This is a genomic window from Parafrankia soli, assembly GCF_001854695.1.
Classification (GTDB): Bacteria; Actinomycetota; Actinomycetes; order Frankiales; family Frankiaceae; genus Parafrankia; species Parafrankia soli.
Window position 1 is genome coordinate 119,611 of the sequence record NZ_MAXA01000001.1, and the last position, 16,762, is coordinate 136,372.

The following is a 16,762-nucleotide window of genomic DNA, read 5'->3' on the forward strand; positions in this document are numbered from 1 at the left end:
GGGAGGCGACGCGGTGGCGCGCGGGCGGCGGTAGTCTCGCACCGACCGGTTCGTCCGGACGGCGCCGCTCGTCCCCGTGCCCCGGGTCCGCGCCCGCCGGGCTGCCGCGGCGGATCCCCGGTGCCCGTCCGTCCGCCAGCGGTCGTTTCTGTCCGCCAGCAGATGCCGTCCCGCGCCGGTGCCCCGGTCGCGTCTCCATCGAAAGGTCGTGCCCGTGCCGTCCATCGAGGCTGTCGGAGCCCGTGAGATCCTCGACTCCCGAGGCAACCCCACCGTCGAGGTCGAGGTCGTCCTGGAGGACGGCACCCTCGGCCGCGCCGCTGTCCCGAGCGGTGCCAGCACCGGTGCCTTCGAGGCCGTGGAGCTGCGCGACGGCGGTGACCGCTACGGCGGCAAGGGCGTCACGAAGGCCGTCGAGGCGGTCATCGGCCGGATCGGCCCCGCCATCATGGAGCTGGAGGCCACCGAGCAGCGTCTGCTCGACGCGACCCTGATCGACCTGGACGGCACGCCCGGCAAGTCCGCCCTCGGCGCGAACGCGCTGCTCGGGGTCAGCCTCGCCGTCGCCAAGGCCGCCGCGGCCTCCAGCGGCCTGCCGCTGTTCCGGTACCTGGGCGGCCCGAGCGCCCACCTGCTGCCGGTGCCGATGATGAACATCCTCAACGGCGGGGCGCACGCCGACACCAACGTCGACATCCAGGAGTTCATGATCGCGCCGATCGGCGCGGGCACGTTCGCGGAGTCGCTGCGCTGGGGTGCCGAGATCTACCAGGCGCTCAAGAGCGTGCTCAGGGGCCGTGGCCTGGCCACCGGCGTCGGCGACGAGGGTGGCTTCGCCCCGAGCCTGCCGACGAACCGGGAGGCGCTCGACCTGATCGCCGAGGCGATCGACAAGGCCGGCTTCGGGCTCGGCGACGACATCGCGCTGGCGCTCGACGTCGCCTCCACCGAGTTCTTCGCCGACGGCTCCTACACCTTCGAGGGCAGCGGCCGGTCGGCCGAGCAGATGATCGACTACTACGCGGACCTGGTCGACTCCTACCCGATCGTCTCCATCGAGGACCCGCTCGCCGAGGACGACTGGGCCGGCTGGACGAGCATCACCACCCGGCTCGGTGCCCGCGTTCAGCTCGTCGGCGACGACCTGTTCGTCACCAACCCGGAGCGGCTGGCCCGCGGCATCGCCGAGGGGGCGGCGAACGCGCTGCTGGTGAAGGTGAACCAGATCGGCACCCTGACCGAGACCCTGGACGCGGTGAACCTCGCGCACCGCAGCGGCTACCGCTGCATGATGTCGCACCGCTCCGGCGAGACCGAGGACACCACGATCGCCGACCTGGCCGTGGCCGTCGACTGCGGCCAGATCAAGACCGGCGCCCCGGCGCGCAGCGAGCGGGTGGCGAAGTACAACCAGCTGCTGCGCATCGAGGAGGAGCTGGACGACGCCGCCCGGTACGCGGGAGCCGGCGCGTTCCCGCGGCGGACGACCACCGGCTGAGCCGACCATGCCCGTCCGGCGTACCGCGCTGACGACGAGGGCCACGCTGCTGGCCGTCGTCATCTGCGTCCTGGTGTTGACCCTGGCCTATCCGTTGCGGCTGTACCTGCAGCAGCAGGCGAAGATCTCCGAGCTCACGCGGGCGAACGCGCAGCGCCAGACCAGAGTCGACGACCTGCGCGCGGAGGTGGCCCGTTATGACGACCCCTTGTGGGTGGCGGACGAGGCGCGCCGCCGGCTGCACTTCGTCCTGCCCGGGGAGAAGTCGTACCTGATGCCCACCGCGCCGCATCCGACGGCGGAGCCCGGAGCAGACGCGGCCGGTGGCTCCGGCGACCAGTCCTGGTACGGCCGGCTGTGGTCACAGCTGGACGAACCGCCGGCTACTCCGACTCCGGCGCCGCCCTCGTGAGCGGCGGCGTGGGCGGTGTAGACGGTGCGGATGGTGTACACGGTGCGGGCGCTGTAGACGGCGCCGGCCGGACGGACGGTGCGGGCGGTGAGCTCGCCGTCGTGCACCGCCAGCTCGGCCGTCCGCCGCGGGCCGTGCTCGACGTCGCGCACCGCTGTTCGTGCGGGCTGCCGGACGTCGTGGAGACAGCCCCGCGGCTCGAGGACGGCACGCCGTTCCCGACGCTGTTCTACCTGACCTGCCCGCGGGCGGCGGCGGCGATCTCGCGGCTGGAGGGCTCCGGCCTCATGCGGGAGATGACCGCGCGGCTGGGGACCGATCCCGGGCTCGCCGCCGCCTACCGCGCCGCCCACCGCGACTACCTGGCGCGCCGCGACGCCCACGGAACCCTGCCCGGGAACCCGAGCGCCGGTGGGATGCCCGACCGGGTCAAGTGCCTGCACGTGCTGGTCGCCCACAGCCTGGCCGCCGGCCCGGGAGTCAACCCGTTCGGTGACGAGGCTCTCGCTCAGCTCGCCGACTGGGGGGCCCGCGGGCCGTGCGTCGAGCCGGACGGCGCATCCTGTGCGGGGGAACCGGGGGGCTCGCGCGGCCATGCGGCACGCGTCGGCCAGGGACGAGAGGAGACCGCCGGATGACCCGCGTGGCCGCGATCGACTGTGGCACCAACTCCATCCGACTGCTCGTGGCCGAGCTCGACGAGGGGGCGGCCGGCTCCGGTGGGCGGCTGCGCGAGCTGACCCGCCGGATGGAGATCGTCCGGCTCGGCGCCGGCGTCGACCGCACCGGTGAGCTGGCGCCCGAGGCGCTGGCCCGGACGTTCACCGCGCTGCGCGACTACTCCGACGAGATCACCCGGCTCGGCGCGACCCGCGTCCGGATGGTCGCCACCAGCGCCACCCGTGACGCGCGCAACCGTGCCGAGCTGGTGGACGGCGTCCGCGCGATCCTGGGTGTCGACCCCGAGGTGATCAGCGGTGGCGAGGAGGCTGCGCTCTCCTTCGCCGGCGCGATCGGCGATCTCGACGGGGTCGCGACTCCGATCCTGCTGGCCGACATCGGCGGCGGCTCGACCGAGCTGGTGCTCGGCGGCGCCGAGGGCGTGCGGGAGTCGATTTCGGTCAACGTGGGCTGCGTCCGCATGGCGGAACGCCACCTGCACTCCGATCCGCCGGCACCGGAGCAGATCGCCGCGATCGTCGCCGACGTCCACGCGGCGTTCGACCTGGCCGAGCGCACCGTGCCCATCACCACCGCCGCCACCCTGGTCGGTGTCGCCGGGACGGTGACCACCGTCGCGGCACTGGCGGCCGACCTGCCCACCTACGATCCCGACCGCATCCACCTGATGGTCACCTCGGCCGCCGACGTGGCCGCCGTCACCGCGAGCCTGCTCGGGATGACCCACGCCCAGCGCGCCGCGCTGCCGGTGATGCACCCCGGGCGGGTGGACGTCATCGCCGCCGGCGCACTGGTGCTGCGGACCCTCATGGAGCGGTCCGGAACCTCCATGGTGATCGCGAGCGAGCGGGACATCCTCGACGGCATCGCACTCTCGCTGGGCGGAGTGGTCGAGTCCGGGGCTCGGTGAATCTGCCGGGCTCGGGCTGGCCCGGAGACCCGGCCGTCCCGGGCACGCCCGTCGCCCGTTCCRGGCCGGAGGTGGCGACCCTCGCCGGGACGGCGCCGGACTGCGACGAGCTTGACGCGCGGATTTCGGTCTGCCGGGCCTGCCCGCGGCTGGTCGAATGGCGCGAGGAGGTGGCCGCTGTCCGCCGGGCCGCGTTCGCCGACCAACCCTACTGGGGACGGCCGGTGCCGTCGTTCGGGCCGGCCGACGCGCGGACGTTGATTGTCGGCCTCGCCCCGGCCGCGCACGGCGGCAACCGGACAGGCCGGATCTTCACCGGCGACCGCAGCGGGGACTGGCTGTTCGCCGCGCTGCACCGGGCCGGCCTGGCCGCCCTCGGGACCTCCGTCTCCGCCGGCGACGGCCAGCGGATGACCGGCGCGCGCGTGGTCGCCGTCGTCCGGTGCGCGCCGCCGGCGAACAAGCCCACCCCCACCGAGCGGGACACCTGCCGGCCCTGGCTGGTCCGGGAGCTCGAACTGCTGCGACCGGCCCTGCGGTCGATCGTCGTGCTGGGCGGATTCGCCTGGTCCGCGCTGTGGCCGGCGCTCGCGCGGGCCGGCTATCCGACGCCGGCGCGGCGCGTTCCGTTCGGCCACGGCGTCACGGCGGACGCGGGTCCGGTGCGGGTCCTCGGGTGCTACCACCCGAGCCAGCAGAACACGTTCACCGGCCGGCTGACCGAGCCGATGCTCGACGCCGTCCTCGCCGCCGCCGTGGCCGATCCGGTGGCCCAAAAGGGCTGATGGCGGCATCGTGGCCCCGCGGAGCTGATGGTGGTCCCGCGAGCTGACGGTGGTCCCGCGCGCCGGCTCCGGGGAGGCTCCGGCGTGCAATCGTCCGGCGCCCGGCTCGCTCCGGTGACGTCCCGGGCCGCCCGGACGGGAGCCCGGGTCGTCCTCGGTGGGGCGCGTTGCGTGGGGCCGCGAATCGCCGCGCGGCCAGGTGACCGAAACCACGGTGAAGGTCGAGTCTTGCGGAAACGCCCATTACCGTATCCGGCGGGAGCACGACTTCCCGTATGCGGGGACAGTGGGCCAGATCACGCCGCGACCGCCTATCAGACTAACGGACGGGTCGTGCGGCGAAGGCTCGGTGTGGTCTTCGAGGCTTGGCGTGTCTGCCCGTGGCAGCCGCATTTTTCCTCGTCGAGAAGGTGGTTTACCGCGGATCTCATTGTCTGCGGGGATACCGACCGGCGAACCCGCCGGCCGTCGTGGTGGGCCGGGTCGGGCCGTCCGGCCCGGGAGTGGCGTCCGGCGGTGGTCGCGTGGCCCCCTTCGCCCAGGACGGGTGGCCCCGGGTCCAGGTCGCTCGTGATGTCGCTTTGCGCTTCCGATCCCATGCGGAAGGTGTCCTCCAGGTGCCTGTTGGGATGCCACTGTGTGGCCAGCGTCACCCCGGAACGGCGGACCGCGCAGGCACCGGTGGGCGGCCCGGCGGAGACGCCGGGGGAGGGCCGGCGACCCGGAGACGGCCGGCCGGGTCGGGGCCGCCGGGCCTGGTCCGCGCGTCCGCGGGCCGTCCTCGACGGAGTCGGAGCCGAGACCGCCTTCCCGGTGCCCGCTGAATGGCCTTCGAAATAGGTCCGCCGTCCCCGGTCGGTGTCGGCAGAACAACATCGAGGGCATGCCGGAGGATTCTGCTCGGCACTGGTACCGAATTCCGATTGGCGCCGTGAGCGCCGGTGGCCGTTCACGCGGCTGCCGTGGGTGCGGATTCCCTCGCCGCATCGCTGATAACGACTCGAATCGTTTGGGACGGTGCCGCCGGGCCGCGCCGGCGCCCGGCGCGCGACGTCTTTCGCGCCCGGGTGGGCGCTTTGTCGCACCACCTAGCCGGCCGGCTGGTTCGCCCGGTGGGTCGGACCGGTCCGACCCGCCGCTGCCGCACCGGAGGGCCCTCCTCGAACACGCCCCGCTGTCATCCTCGCCGCCGGGCCCGGCGGCGGCGCTCGCGCTCGGCACGGAGTCGCCGGGCCGGCGGTGGACAGGTCGCACGCCGCAACCGACGCTCGGGCGGCCTCCGCGGCCGCGCCCTCGCGCGCGAGGGCGCGGCCGCGGTCGCCTGGCGGGATCGACCGCCACGACTGGGATTGCCGGCCCGCCGGTCGGCCGGGACGGCGGGTGCCGGTGGGCGGCCTGCCGGCGGGAACGCGTGGCGCCGGACCGCCGGGCACCAGCCTGGCTCCGGCCCGGCCCCGGTGGGCGGAGCGTCGTCCGTCCGTGGGCGGGGGTCGGAAGGACCGGGACATTCGGTATTCTTGATCTTCGCGCGTGCGGCGGGGGGCGGGCCGGAGACGGGCCCGAGGGGGGCTGGGGGAGCGTCATGGGTGAGCCCGTGGCCGTCCCCGCCCCCTCCCGGATTCGAACCGTGGAGTGACCGCACGCCGCGGGAGAGCGGCGTCCGCGTCACCGTCGTCACAAAGAGTCACGAATTCGTCCGTGCCGGCCTCTCCGCACGACTTTTCCTGCGATGTGTCATTCCCAGACCCTACGTAGCGTGGTAGAAACATCAGCGATGTGAACGAGCCGGTGTATCCCAACAGGTAGAGGAGGCTGTCCTAAAAACAGCTCGAGTGTCGGTTCGACTCCGACCACCGGCACCCATCAATGTCGACCGCCGCGCCTCGTAATCCCCCATGGGGGATTACGAGGCGCGGCGGTCGACAGGCTCTGATCAGTCTTGCCCCCCTTCGCCTGAAGGGCGCCTCCGTACGGTCTGATTCCCACTGGGACGCGCATTGCGTCCATTCCTGTCCCTTTCGCCCCTTCTGTTGCTGATCGATGGGCGAGGCCCCCGGGCTGCGCCACCCGGCGATCGGCTGATCGTCTCCGGCCTGCCGACGGGATCACGTTGCGCACCGGGTGCGGAACGGTCGTCATCCGGTGGCCGTTGTACTGTGCGATCGCGTGCGGCAGGTGGCCCGTCCGCGACTCGCTGGGGAGGTCCAGGCCCGATGGCAGAGCTGCGTTCATCCAACCCGGCGTTCACCCGGTCGGGCTTCGGTCAGAGCCGTTCGCCGGTCCCGCCGGCCGGTCCCTGGCCGCAGGGCGGCCCTGCTCCGTGGCCGGGTGGCCTGCCGCCCACCCCGGTGCACGACAGGCTGACCTTCGACGACGTCGTCATGCACACGCTCGGCGTGTTCGCGGTGATGCTGGTCGGCGCGGGTTTCGGCTGGTACCTCTCGCCCGACTCGCCGGGCATCGCGCTCGGGGCCGGCGTCGCGGCGCTCGCGCTGAGCTTCGTCATCTCGCTCCGCAGCCGGATCAGCCCGCCGCTCGTGGTGGTCTTCGCCGTGCTGGAGGGCCTGCTCGTCGGCGGGGTCTCGCGGTTCTACGAGTCCGCGTTCTCGGGCATCGTGCTCCAGGCGCTGCTCGGCACCGCGCTGGTGTTCATCGCCATGCTGGTCGCCTACCGCAGCCGGCGGCTCCGAGCCACCCCCCGTATGGCGCGGATCGTCACGGGCGCTCTACTGGGCGTGGTGCTGCTTGGCGTCACCGACCTCGTCATCAGGGCCGTGTCCGGCAGTCACCTGCCCGTGATCAACGACGCGTCGCCGCTGGGCATCCTGTTCAGCATCGCGGTGCTCGCGGTGGCCAGCCTGCAGTTCATCCTCGACTTCGACTACATCGAGCGGGCGGTCGCCTCCGGCGCGCCTCGCGAGGAGGCCTGGCGGGCCGCGTTCGGTCTGCTGATCGGCTTCGTGTGGGTGTACCTGGAGCTGCTGCGCCTGCTTTCCAAGCTCCGCCAGTAGCCCCGTACGCCCCGGCGGGCAGGTGGCCGTGAAGCGGGAACTCGGCACGGCTCCGGCCGGTCAGACCGGGACCGCCGCCCCGCAAGGGACGGCTGCGGAGCTGGTGAGCACTAATGATCACTGATCCGCAACGGTGCATGGTGGTGGCCTCAGCCGGAGCGGTCCGGGCCCGCGGTGGTCGGCGTGACCCTGATCAGGCAGCGCTGCTCGCGCACCATCGCGGCACGGTAGTCATCCCAGTCCGGGTGCTCCCCCGAGATCTGGCGGTAGTAGGCGACCAGCCCGTCAAGGGCGTCGGGTAGCCGGATGATCTCGGCCGTGCCGCTGATCTGCACCCACGGCCCGAAGAAGCCGTCGGGGAGCACACACAGGTGCACCCGCGGATCCCGTTCGATGTTCGTGACCTTCAGCGCGGTGACGCGGGTGCTGATCACCAGCGCGTCGCCCTCCACGCCGACCAGCACGGGAGACAGCTGCGGGGTGCCGTCACGGCGGGTGGTACCCAGGACGGCACGATGATGCTCCAGGACGAAGGCCCGGGCGGCGGCGAGATCCACGCCGCCATTCTGGTCCAGCGAGCCCGCGCCCGCCGGACAGCCCCGCCGGACCGATCCTGCCGGCGGTCGGGTCGGGCCGGCAGCCCGGCCCGCGCCCGGCCGCCGGCCGGGATCATCGATCAGACGCGGATCGCGCGCCGACGCAGGTCGGCTTCGTGCACCACGGCCGCCGCGTACCGGTGCGGCAGGCTGTGCGCGTMCCGCAGCCAGCCCACTCGTTCCGAGAAGCGCAGCAGCCCAGGCCCGTCGTGCAGGCGGGCGAGCCAGTGCCCGACGTCGTGTCCGGTCGCCTTCGGCATGCGGTCGATGAGTCCCTGGTGGATCTGCGGGGAGCGGTACTGCGACATGCGCGCCTCCAGAGGTTGAACCCGACGTCAACGGACCATGAAGCGAGCGTGCCTCATACCACACGTCTGAGCAAGACCCGAGAGTGCCATCGTCGGGTATCCTGCCCGGATGTCGGATTCGGTCCGCGAGCTGTCCCGGCAGACGAACCTCCTGCTCTCCCGCGTGCGGAGCTGGACGGGCTCCTCCTGGGACGTGCGGATCCCCACCGGGGAGACGCGCGCCGCCCGGCTCCGCACGCTGATCGACGAGCTGGCCATGCTCGGCCGGCAGGCCGGCAGCGGCGCTCCGCTCGGCGTCCGCCCGCCGCGGGTGGCGGATCACGCCCTGCCCGACCAGCTCATCGTCCTCGCGGACGACTTCCTCGACGCCGTCACCTCGGCCGACCGGTCCGCCGCGCCGGGCCGGAAGGCCGATCTGATGGGCCGCGCGCTCACCGCGGTGAGCACCGCCCGCAACGATCTCGACGGCCCGGGTTTCGGCTTCCGGCCGCGCTGACCCCGGCGCCGCCGACCCCGGCCGTGCCTGGTCCCGGCTGTGCTGGTTCCGGTCTGCTGGTCCCGACCGTGCGTTGTGGTGCCCGGTGTCAGCTCAGGTGCCAGTCTCCGCTGAGTGTGTGCAGGACCGGGCCCGCTGCCAGCCGTGCGCCGTCGAGGGTCAGGTGGACGCCGTCACGGGTGCGGATGAGCACCGAGTGGCCGCCGCCGTCCGTCAGATAGTCGGTGTAGGCGCCGCCGTCCGACAGGGTCGGCCGCAGGTCCAGGAAGCGCGCCCCGGGAACCCGGTCGGCGGCCGCGCGGGTCGCCTCGTTCATCCGTGCGAAGTACCCGTTCAGTGTGGTCGAGCGGGCGGGAGGCAGGCCGAGCCAGTACACCCGGCGGGTTCCGCCGTCCGACCAGATGCGCATCAGCACGATCGCCCGGCGGCGGTACTCGGCCTCCCACTGCGGTGAGCCGGCCGGGAGGATCGTGCCGTCCGGCTGGGTGATGCCCTGGCCGTCGTTGCCGCCCATCGCCACCACCACCGCCTCGGGGTCGCGCTCGGCGACCTGGTGACGGGCGTGGGTGGCCCAGTCGAAGAAGTCCGGGCGGACGAGGCCGGTGCCGAATCGGGTGTCGGTCTCGGCGCGGATCGCCGGCGGTGCCGTCTTTGTGATCGTCGGTCCCAGCGACTCGGTCAACGAGTCACCCGTGACCAGCACTCGCAGCGGGTCGGCGGGGGTGGGGGTGCGCAGCGCGTCCGCCGCGTCGCCGTCCCGGCTTCGGTCTTTGACCTGGCCGGTGCCGGTGCCGGTGCCGGTGTTGGCGTCGGGCTCGGCGAGCGCGGCCGCGGCGGCGAGCTCGGAGTCGTCGGCCTTGCCCACGGTCGGGTCGGGGTGCCCGAAGGCCTTCGTCAGCAGCCGGTCGGGCTGGTTGAGCCGCAGCGCCGAGGTGACCTCGTCCAACGGACGGGCCACGCCCAGCACCAGGTCCCGGGTGGTGCCGGGCGGCATCCCCTCACCGGCGTGCACCATCGCGGCCGAGCGCAGGACCGCCAGCAGGGCCAGGCAGGCCACGACGAACAGCAGCGCCCGCCGGGCCGACACGGCCGGCGTGGCGGGCTCCGTGGGTTTGGCGGGCTCCGCGGGCGTGGGCGGCTTCGCGCGCGGGGAGGGAGGGGGAGCCGTGGGGGGCGCCGCCGGAGCGGTCGGCGCGCTCGGTGACCTGGCCTCCGGCGTCATCGGACGGGTCCGTGGAGCCAATACGCCGGGCTGCGCCGGTGCACCGGGCGCGGCCGTCGGCGGCCGGTCGCCATCCCGGCGGGGAGCCGGCGCGGTTGGCGCCGATGCCGCGGGCTCGTCGCGCTGCGTCATGGCCTCCCCCGAGACTGTCGAGTTCTATGTGCTCAGGTGGTTACCTTAAGTGATGATCACTGTCGGTGCAGGCCGTGCGCCTGGTGCGTCCGATGTGCGGCGTGCGGGGTGCGGCAGGCGGATGACGCGCGGGCGCGGGCTTCGTCAGAACCGGAAATAGATGAACGGCGCGACGTCCTGTTGACCGACGAAGGTGTAGATGACCAGCAGGAACGCGACCACCATGATGATCTGCACGGTCAGTGGGCGGGCGGCGAAGGCCTGCTGTGCCCGGATCCACCAGGGCCGGGGGACGGCGGCCGTGCCGAGGCCGACCGCTATGGCGACCAGCACGGTGTTCGTCACCAGGGGCGATGGTCCGCCGGCGGTGAGCAGGCGATGGAAGATCTCGCCGGCTGTCGCGAGGTCGGGTGACCGGAACAGCACCCAGGCCGCGCAGACGAAGTGGAACACAACGAGACGTCCGAGCCAGGCCTGTGACGTGTGCCGCCGGCCGTGCATCGGGACGGTGACCGCGACCGGGGCGGCGCCGCCGACCGCGACGGCCGCGCCGGTGGGGCCCGACCGGTCCGCCAGGGCGCCCACCGGCACCTCCAGGGACCGGGCCGGCGCGGGCACCATCGGCCTACCGACTCCACCGACTCCACCGACCCCACCGCCGCCGACGTCACCGGTACCGCCGCCGCCGAATCCGTCCACCGGGCGCGGTCGGCCGTCGCGGCGGGCGCGCCAGGCGCGTTCGGCGGCGAGTCCGCCGCCGTGCAGGGCGCCCCAGACGACGAACGTCCACGCGGCGCCGTGCCAGAGTCCACCGAGGACCATGGTGATCATCAGGTTGACGTACGTCCGGCGGCGGCCCGCGCGGTTTCCGCCCAGCGGGAGGTAGACGTAGTCGCGCAGCCACCGGGACAGCGTCATGTGCCATCGGCGCCAGAAGTCCTGGAGGCTGGTGGCCGTGTAGGGGCGGTCGAAGTTGTCGGGGAAGCGGAAGCCGAGCAGCAGGGCCACGCCGATCGCGATGTCCGAGTAGGCGGAGAAGTCGCAGTAGATCTGTACGGCGTAGCCGTAGACCGCCACCGCGATCTCGCCGGAGGAGTGCTGTCCCGGTGCGTCGAAGACCGGGTCGACGATGCGGGTGGCGAGCAGGTCCGCGAGGACGACCTTCTTCACCAGTCCGCCCGCGATGAGGAAGACCGCCCTGGTCGCCTGTACCTGGCGCGGGTCCCGCGGCGCGGTGAGCTGGGGGGTGAACTCGCTGGCCCGCACGATCGGCCCGGCGACGAGGTGCGGGAAGAACGCCTCGTAGACGGCGAAGTCGATCAGTGACACCGGGCGGATGTCGCCCCGCCACACGTCGATCACGTAGGACAGCGCCTGGAACGTGAAGAACGAGATTCCGATCGGCAGCGCGACCTGCAGCAGCGGCAGCGGTGCGGGCAGCCCGACATCCTGCAGGGCCCGGTCGACGGACAGCGCGAAGAAACCGTAGTACTTGAACCAGCCCAGCAGTCCGAGGTCGCAGGCGATGGCGGCGATCAGGATTCGCCTGTCCCGGAAGCGGTGGATGGCGACCGCCGCGGCCTGGTTGATCAGGGTGGAGGCGACGATGAGCAGCACGAACCGGGCGTCCGCGTAGGCGTAGAAGAAGTAGGAGGCGCCCAGGATGAACGGTTTCCACAGCAGTGGGACCGGCATGAGCAGCCAGGAGACGGCCATGACGACCACCAGGAACGCGGCGAACTCGATCGTTGGGAATACCACGCGCAACCGCCCGGCGTCTGCTACGGAAAGAGTACAGTCAACTACTGAAAGTAGTTGATGCGGCGGTGCGGCGCTCCCCGACGGGCCACCGGCCGGCCCGGGGCGGGAGGTGGGTCACCCCGAGGGCACGTGGATCACCCCTGTGTGACGCGGGTGACATGAAGCCGATTCGCGGCCGTGCACTGACGAAACGGCCGGGTGGTCGCTACCGTCCCGGGCATGAGAATCGTTCCCGTCAACGGCCTCGAGCTGGCCGTCGAGGTGCACGGTGATCCGGACGGACTGCCGTTGGTACTCGTGAGCGGGATGGGACAGCATCTCGTCGGTTGGCATCCCGAGCTGCTCGCGAGCATGGTCCGGCGCGGCTACCGGGTGATCGTCTTCGACAACCGGGACGTCGGCCACTCCACTCACCTCGACTGGCACGGCGAGCCCGACCTGCTGGCCATCGTGAACGGCGAGACGGAGCTCGCGCCCTACCGGCTCGAGGACCTGGCCGCCGACACGCTGGGCCTGATGGACGTCCTCGGGCTCGACTCCGCCCACGTCCTGGGCCTCTCGCTGGGCGGGATGGTGGCGCAGATCCTCGCGCTGACCAGCCCCGAGCGGGTGCGCAGCATCACCTCGGTGATGTCACACCCCGGCGATCCCACCGTGAAGCCGACGGACGAGGCGGTCGACCTGCTGCTGCGCCCCAGCCCGACCAACCTGGCGGAGTTCGTCCTCGCCGCCGAGGAGTCCGCCCGGGTCATCGGCTCGCCGGAGTTCGTGCTCGACGTCGAATGGCTGCGCACCCGCTCGGCGGTGCTCTGGGAGCGGCGGCAGAACCCCGCGGGGGTCGCCCGGCAGCTCGCCGCCGTCCTGGTGGCGCCGGACCGCACCGAGGCGCTGCGCGCGCTGCGGGTGCCGGCCCTCGTCGTACACGGCACGCTCGATCCGCTGATCCCCGTCCGCGGTGGACGGCTGACCGCGGCCGCGATCCCGTCCGCGGAGCTGATGGAGATTGACGGGATGGGGCACGACCTGCCCAGACAGATCTGGAGCCGGCTGCTGGACCGGCTGGAGGACGTCACGCACCACGGCGAGACCGTGCGCGCGGATGCGGCGCGCACGCGGGCCCCGGACAGCATGGTCAGGACCCCGGTTTCACCACCATGAGCGCGATCACCACGACCCAGCAGGTGACGGCGGCCGCGGCCCCGATGGTGATCATCGGGAGCTGGCGGCGCGCGTCACCGCCGCGTTCGATCTCGTGGACGGCCTTCTGCAGGTTCCGCGCGACCACGGTCATCGTGATCGAGACCGCCGCGAGCCACAGCACGATCGACGCCGCCAGCCACGGGTCGCCGAACCCGCGGACGCTGCCGAACGACCCCTGCCGCACGATCACCAGCCCGAAAAGAACGATCAGGATGGTCGCGGGCGGGTAGTACCTGGTCGTCCGCACGGCGGCGCGCATCCTGGGCAGGCCGGCCGGGCCCGTCCGCACCAGCCCGGGAGCCGCGGCGGTCGTGACGCAGAGCGGCCCGACGAGCAGGACGGCCGAGAGCACGTGGAGGGTGAGGAAGAGCCCGAAGCTGCCCGAGTGCGGCATGTCGAGACCGTATCCAGCGCCGGCGGGGCGCCCGCCGTGGGGCGGCACGACTCCACCTTCGGGTCCACCTTCGGGGTCCCGCCGCGGCGGTCAGAGCTCCATCGCCTGGTAGTACAGCAGCTCGATCGCCCGCCCGAAGTAGGTGCCGTAGATGGTCTGCGACTCGCCGACGTAGGCGTAGCTGACCACGCTGTCGACCCAGCCGGCCCCGGGCCCGGCCCGGCCGAGCCCGATGATCAGCGGTCCGCCGCTGGCGCCACCGGTCATGTCGCAGTTCAGCCCGAGCGACACCGTCCCGTACGGGTCGGGGGAGGGAGCCCCGGCGCAGTAGACCAGCCGGTTGCCGTCGTAGGGCGCCAGCCGCGGGTATCCGAACGCGTACTGCGCGAAGGTGCGGGGCTGGTTGAAGGCGATGCGCTGGGCGCCGACGACGTCCTCGACGTGACGGCCCCCGCGCGCGTTGAACAGGACGAACCCGGTGTCGTAGTCGAAGTCCCCGTCCAGGCCCCAGCCCGGGGTGACAGTGATCCGGCGGGCTGTCCACAGCCCGTACGGCATCCGTCCCTCGGAGTATCCGGGCATGAAGACGACGTTCGTCGCGAACTGGTCGCCCGTGCCCTGGTGCAGGCAGTGGCCCGCGGTCACGGCCAGGTCGCGGCCCGGGCTGGACACGACCGTCGCCGAGCAGGCGTAGTCGACACCGCGCAGCGTGGTGAACAGCCGGCCGACCGTCTTCGTCGCCAGCCCGCCGTAGACGTAGGGGGCGCCGGTGCTCGGCGGCGGCGGCGTGGCGTCGCGCTGGGCCTCGCCGGCCGTGGCGGCCCCTTCCAGTGCGGACGGGGCCGGCCGGTCGCCGCGCTCGGCCGCGTCCGCCGTCTGCGCCCGGGCGCGCCGGTCGGCGGACCAGTACCGCTCGATCCGGGACTGCTCGTAGGGGCTCGCCGCGACCGGCGCCGACATCGGCTCGGCGTAGGGACGTCCGAGCGGTTCGGAGTACGGGCCGGCGAAGGGGCCGGGCAGGTCCGAGAAGGGCGCGGGCGGGACGGCTTCGGTGGCACCGCCGGCCGGGAGGTCACCGGCGGCGGCGGCCGCCAGCGTCGGGACGGTCGGGGCGACCGAGCACAGTGCCGCCGCCACCGCGGCCGCGGCGACCCACCGCCGGCGCCGGGGGGTTCCGAGTCCGTCGCCGCGTCCGCGCTCTGCCACCACGAGTGCGCACGGTAGCAGGTTGATAACTCATGGTGCTCATGTTGGGTCGGGTGGTTCGCCGGCCGACCCGGGGCTCAGCGGGCGACGCGCCGTGAGCCGCGGGAGCGCAGGTAGTCCCGGATGACGTAGCTGCCCAGCGCGGACGGGTCCGGGGAGAGCACCCGCCCGCCGTTGCGGCGGGCCATCTCCTCGACGAAGCGCACCAGGCGGGGCTCGTCGTCCAGCATGAAGACGTTGATCGTGACGCCGCGGCGGGTCAGCCGGTCGACCTCGGCGAGCGTCAGCTCCAGTGTCTCGGGCAGCGGCGGCCAGGAGAAGGACGGCGTGCCGTTGCGCTGCAGGTGGGCTGTGGGCTCGCCGTCCGTCACCACCATGATCACCGGCTCGGAGTCCGGGTAGCGGCGCAGCAGCCGTCCGGCGATGAGCAGCGCGTGCTGCAGGTTCGTGCCCTGGACCATCTCCGAGTCGAGCCCGGCGAGCTCGACCGGGCGCAGCTCGCGGGCGTAGTCGGAGAAGCCGACGATGTGCACCTTGTCCTGCGGGAACCGGGTGGCCACCAGGGTGTGCAGTGCGAGCGCGGTCGACTTCGCCACCCCCCAGGTGCCGCGCAGCGCCATCGAGTAGGAGAGGTCCACGAGCAGGCAGACGGCCGCGCTGGTGCGCCGCTCCGTCTCGGCGACCTCGAAGTCGTCGACCGCCAGCCGGATCCGCCGGCCCCGCCCCGGCGGCCCGCCGCGCAGCACCGCGTTGCGCACCGTGCGGACGACGTCGATGGGCTGGGTGTCACCGAACTGCCAGCGCCGGGACGTCCCGAGCAGGTCACCGGCCGAGCCGGCGTCGGTGAGGCTGTGGTCGCCGCGCCCGCGTGCCGCCACCTCGCGGAAGATCCGCGCGAGCGCCGACTCCCCGATGCGCCGGACGGCCCGCGGCGTGAGCTCCAGCGCTCCGGCGCGGCGGGTGACGAACCCCTGCCGCTCGAGCTCCCGCTCGATCTGCTGCAGGTTGCGCAGGTCGTCGACGGCCGAACGGCCGAGCGCGCGCTCGACGGCCTCCGGGTCGACGTCGTCCAGGGACGCGCCCGGGTAGTCCTGGCTGAGTGAGGCCGCGAGGTCGTCGAGCTCCGCCAGCTCCTCGAGCGCGCTGGTCGCGTCGCCGAGGCCGAGCGGCTCCTCGCCGGTCATCGCGTCGGAGAACCGACCCCGGCCGCGCCCGCGCGAGCGTCCGCCCCAGTCCAGGCCCGGCCGGGCCGACCGCAGCGCCTGCGACAGCCGGGACATCTCGGTGGCCAGGCCCATGTCCTCCATCGCGGTGGACATCAGGTCGGCGAGCTCCTGGCGCTGCTGGGGGGTCAGCCCGGCGAGCAGGCGCGCCGCCGCCGCGGCCCGGCGGGCGAGCACGTCGACGAGCTCGTCGAGGTTGCGCGGGTTCTCCGGGAAGAACTCGCCGTTGCGGCGCATGAACTCGTCGAAGCGGCCCTGGGCGTCCTCACCCCGGGCGTCCGCCTCCAGCAGCTCGTTGAGCTCGCGGACCATCTCGCGCACGCGGGCCATGTCCTCGGACGAGGCGCCCTGCAGCGCCTGCTTCATGCCGCGGAACTGCGCGTCGAGGACCTCGCGGCGCAGCAGGTCGGAGATCTGCTCGTAGGTCTCGCGGGCCTGCGGCGAGCGCCAGTCGTAGTCGGCCAGCTCGCGCACGGCCCGGGCCGGGTCGGACGGCAGCGCGTCCAGCTCCGCCTCGCGCATCCGCGCCTCGTCCGCCGGGTCGGGGAACAGCGCGGCCCGCTCCTGCCCGACCGCGGTGTCGAGCAGCCGGCGGACCTCCTCGAGGGTGCCGTCCAGCCGGCCGCGCGAGCGGGCCTCGCGGCGCCGGCGCTCGATCGCGCGGCGCAGGTCGTCCAGGCCGCGGCGGTTCGGCATGCCCCGGCGCAGCAGGCTTTCCAGGGCCTCCCGGGGCGTGCGCCCCTCGAGGATCTGCCGGGACATCTCGTCCATGGCGTCGGTCGCGGAGAACGGGGAGGCCAGCGGGTCCGGCCCGCCGTCCCATGGGCCGTAGCGGAACTGTCCGGAACTCACCGGTTCCTCCTGGGTGGCCTGTGCCGTGCGGCCGCGGCCGCGTCCGGCGTCGCGCCGGTGGCGTCGCGGATTGGC

At 73.2% G+C, this 16,762-nt stretch carries 15 protein-coding genes and 1 tRNA gene; 9 read left to right on the plus strand and 7 right to left on the minus strand.

Annotation, left to right across the window (positions count from 1 at the left end; translation table 11 throughout):
* The first annotated feature begins 214 nt into the window (after positions 1–214).
* The 7 genes from eno (at position 215) to BBK14_RS00505 (ending at position 7,297) form a co-directional block, all read left to right on the plus strand.
* Positions 215–1,498 (plus strand): phosphopyruvate hydratase, encoded by a 1,284-nt coding sequence (gene eno, locus BBK14_RS00475; protein ID WP_071059434.1) that lies wholly within the window; start codon positions 215–217, stop codon positions 1,496–1,498.
* Positions 1,499–1,505: 7 nt separating this feature from the next.
* Positions 1,506–1,910 (plus strand): FtsB family cell division protein, encoded by a 405-nt coding sequence (locus BBK14_RS00480; RefSeq protein WP_071059223.1) that lies wholly within the window; start codon positions 1,506–1,508, stop codon positions 1,908–1,910.
* 8 nt (positions 1,911–1,918) lie between these two features.
* Positions 1,919–2,548: a DUF501 domain-containing protein gene (locus BBK14_RS00485; protein ID WP_198541128.1), complete on the plus strand. Its 630-nt coding sequence runs from the start codon at positions 1,919–1,921 to the stop codon at positions 2,546–2,548.
* A complete protein-coding gene (locus BBK14_RS00490; RefSeq protein ID WP_071059225.1) occupies positions 2,545–3,501 on the plus strand; it encodes a Ppx/GppA phosphatase family protein in 957 nt (318 codons plus the stop codon). The genes BBK14_RS00485 and BBK14_RS00490 overlap by 4 nt, the downstream gene beginning before the upstream one ends.
* Entirely contained in the window at positions 3,498–4,286 is a 789-nt protein-coding gene (locus BBK14_RS00495; RefSeq protein WP_071059227.1) for a uracil-DNA glycosylase, read from the plus strand. Before BBK14_RS00490 ends, BBK14_RS00495 begins: the two co-directional genes overlap by 4 nt.
* Positions 4,287–6,070: 1,784 nt before the next feature.
* Positions 6,071–6,145 (plus strand) — tRNA-Leu (locus BBK14_RS00500).
* Positions 6,146–6,499: 354 nt separating this feature from the next.
* Positions 6,500–7,297, plus strand: coding sequence for a Bax inhibitor-1/YccA family protein (locus BBK14_RS00505; RefSeq protein WP_071059229.1), 798 nt, complete (start codon positions 6,500–6,502; stop codon positions 7,295–7,297).
* 149 nt (positions 7,298–7,446) lie between these two features.
* Here the strand turns inward: BBK14_RS00505 and BBK14_RS00510 are convergent, their stop codons facing one another.
* Positions 7,447–7,854: a PPOX class F420-dependent oxidoreductase gene (locus BBK14_RS00510; protein WP_071059231.1), complete on the minus strand. Its 408-nt coding sequence runs from the start codon at positions 7,852–7,854 to the stop codon at positions 7,447–7,449.
* A gap of 119 nt (positions 7,855–7,973) precedes the next feature.
* Positions 7,974–8,201: a DUF4287 domain-containing protein gene (locus tag BBK14_RS00515; protein ID WP_071059233.1), complete on the minus strand. Its 228-nt coding sequence runs from the start codon at positions 8,199–8,201 to the stop codon at positions 7,974–7,976.
* A 109-nt stretch (positions 8,202–8,310) separates the two neighbouring features.
* Here BBK14_RS00515 and BBK14_RS00520 point away from each other — a divergent pair, with 109 nt between their 5' ends.
* On the plus strand, positions 8,311–8,697 hold the full coding sequence (locus tag BBK14_RS00520) for a hypothetical protein (protein WP_020458466.1): 387 nt from the start codon (positions 8,311–8,313) through the stop codon (positions 8,695–8,697).
* Positions 8,698–8,785: 88 nt separating this feature from the next.
* Here BBK14_RS00520 and BBK14_RS00525 read toward each other — a convergent pair whose 3' ends face one another.
* Entirely contained in the window at positions 8,786–9,919 is a 1,134-nt protein-coding gene (locus tag BBK14_RS00525) for an SGNH/GDSL hydrolase family protein (RefSeq protein ID WP_241831008.1), read from the minus strand.
* Positions 9,920–10,195: 276 nt separating this feature from the next.
* A complete protein-coding gene (locus BBK14_RS00530; protein WP_071059237.1) occupies positions 10,196–11,812 on the minus strand; it encodes an MBOAT family O-acyltransferase in 1,617 nt (538 codons plus the stop codon).
* A gap of 219 nt (positions 11,813–12,031) precedes the next feature.
* On the opposite strand from BBK14_RS00530, the gene BBK14_RS00535 reads away from it, so the two are divergent.
* Entirely contained in the window at positions 12,032–12,970 is a 939-nt protein-coding gene (locus tag BBK14_RS00535; protein ID WP_071059239.1) for an alpha/beta fold hydrolase, read from the plus strand.
* Here BBK14_RS00535 and BBK14_RS00540 read toward each other — a convergent pair.
* The 3 genes from BBK14_RS00540 to BBK14_RS00550 all read right to left on the minus strand — a co-directional run bounded on the left by BBK14_RS00540 (position 12,945) and on the right by BBK14_RS00550 (position 16,687).
* Positions 12,945–13,454, minus strand: a complete 510-nt coding sequence (locus BBK14_RS00540; RefSeq protein ID WP_241831009.1) for a hypothetical protein — start codon at positions 13,452–13,454, stop codon at positions 12,945–12,947. The two genes, BBK14_RS00535 and BBK14_RS00540, sit on opposite strands and share 26 nt — an antisense overlap.
* 42 nt (positions 13,455–13,496) lie before the next feature.
* On the minus strand, positions 13,497–14,612 hold the full coding sequence (locus BBK14_RS00545; RefSeq protein ID WP_241831010.1) for a trypsin-like serine peptidase: 1,116 nt from the start codon (positions 14,610–14,612) through the stop codon (positions 13,497–13,499).
* Positions 14,613–14,689: 77 nt separating this feature from the next.
* Positions 14,690–16,687, minus strand: coding sequence for a vWA domain-containing protein (locus tag BBK14_RS00550; RefSeq protein ID WP_071059247.1), 1,998 nt, complete (start codon positions 16,685–16,687; stop codon positions 14,690–14,692).
* Between the last annotated feature and the right edge of the window lie 75 nt (positions 16,688–16,762).

Bases quoted from the DNA above. Each gene is read 5' to 3' on its own strand.
- BBK14_RS00480 (WP_071059223.1), top strand. From the start codon at position 1,506: ATGCCCGTCCGGCGTACCGCGCTGACGACGAGGGCCACGCTGCTGGCC.
- BBK14_RS00490 (WP_071059225.1), top strand. From the start codon at position 2,545: ATGACCCGCGTGGCCGCGATCGACTGTGGCACCAACTCCATCCGACTG.
- BBK14_RS00505 (WP_071059229.1), top strand. From the start codon at position 6,500: ATGGCAGAGCTGCGTTCATCCAACCCGGCGTTCACCCGGTCGGGCTTC.
- BBK14_RS00520 (WP_020458466.1), top strand. From the start codon at position 8,311: ATGTCGGATTCGGTCCGCGAGCTGTCCCGGCAGACGAACCTCCTGCTC.
- BBK14_RS00525 (WP_241831008.1), bottom strand. From the start codon at position 9,919: ATGACGCCGGAGGCCAGGTCACCGAGCGCGCCGACCGCTCCGGCGGCG.
- BBK14_RS00535 (WP_071059239.1), top strand. From the start codon at position 12,032: ATGAGAATCGTTCCCGTCAACGGCCTCGAGCTGGCCGTCGAGGTGCAC.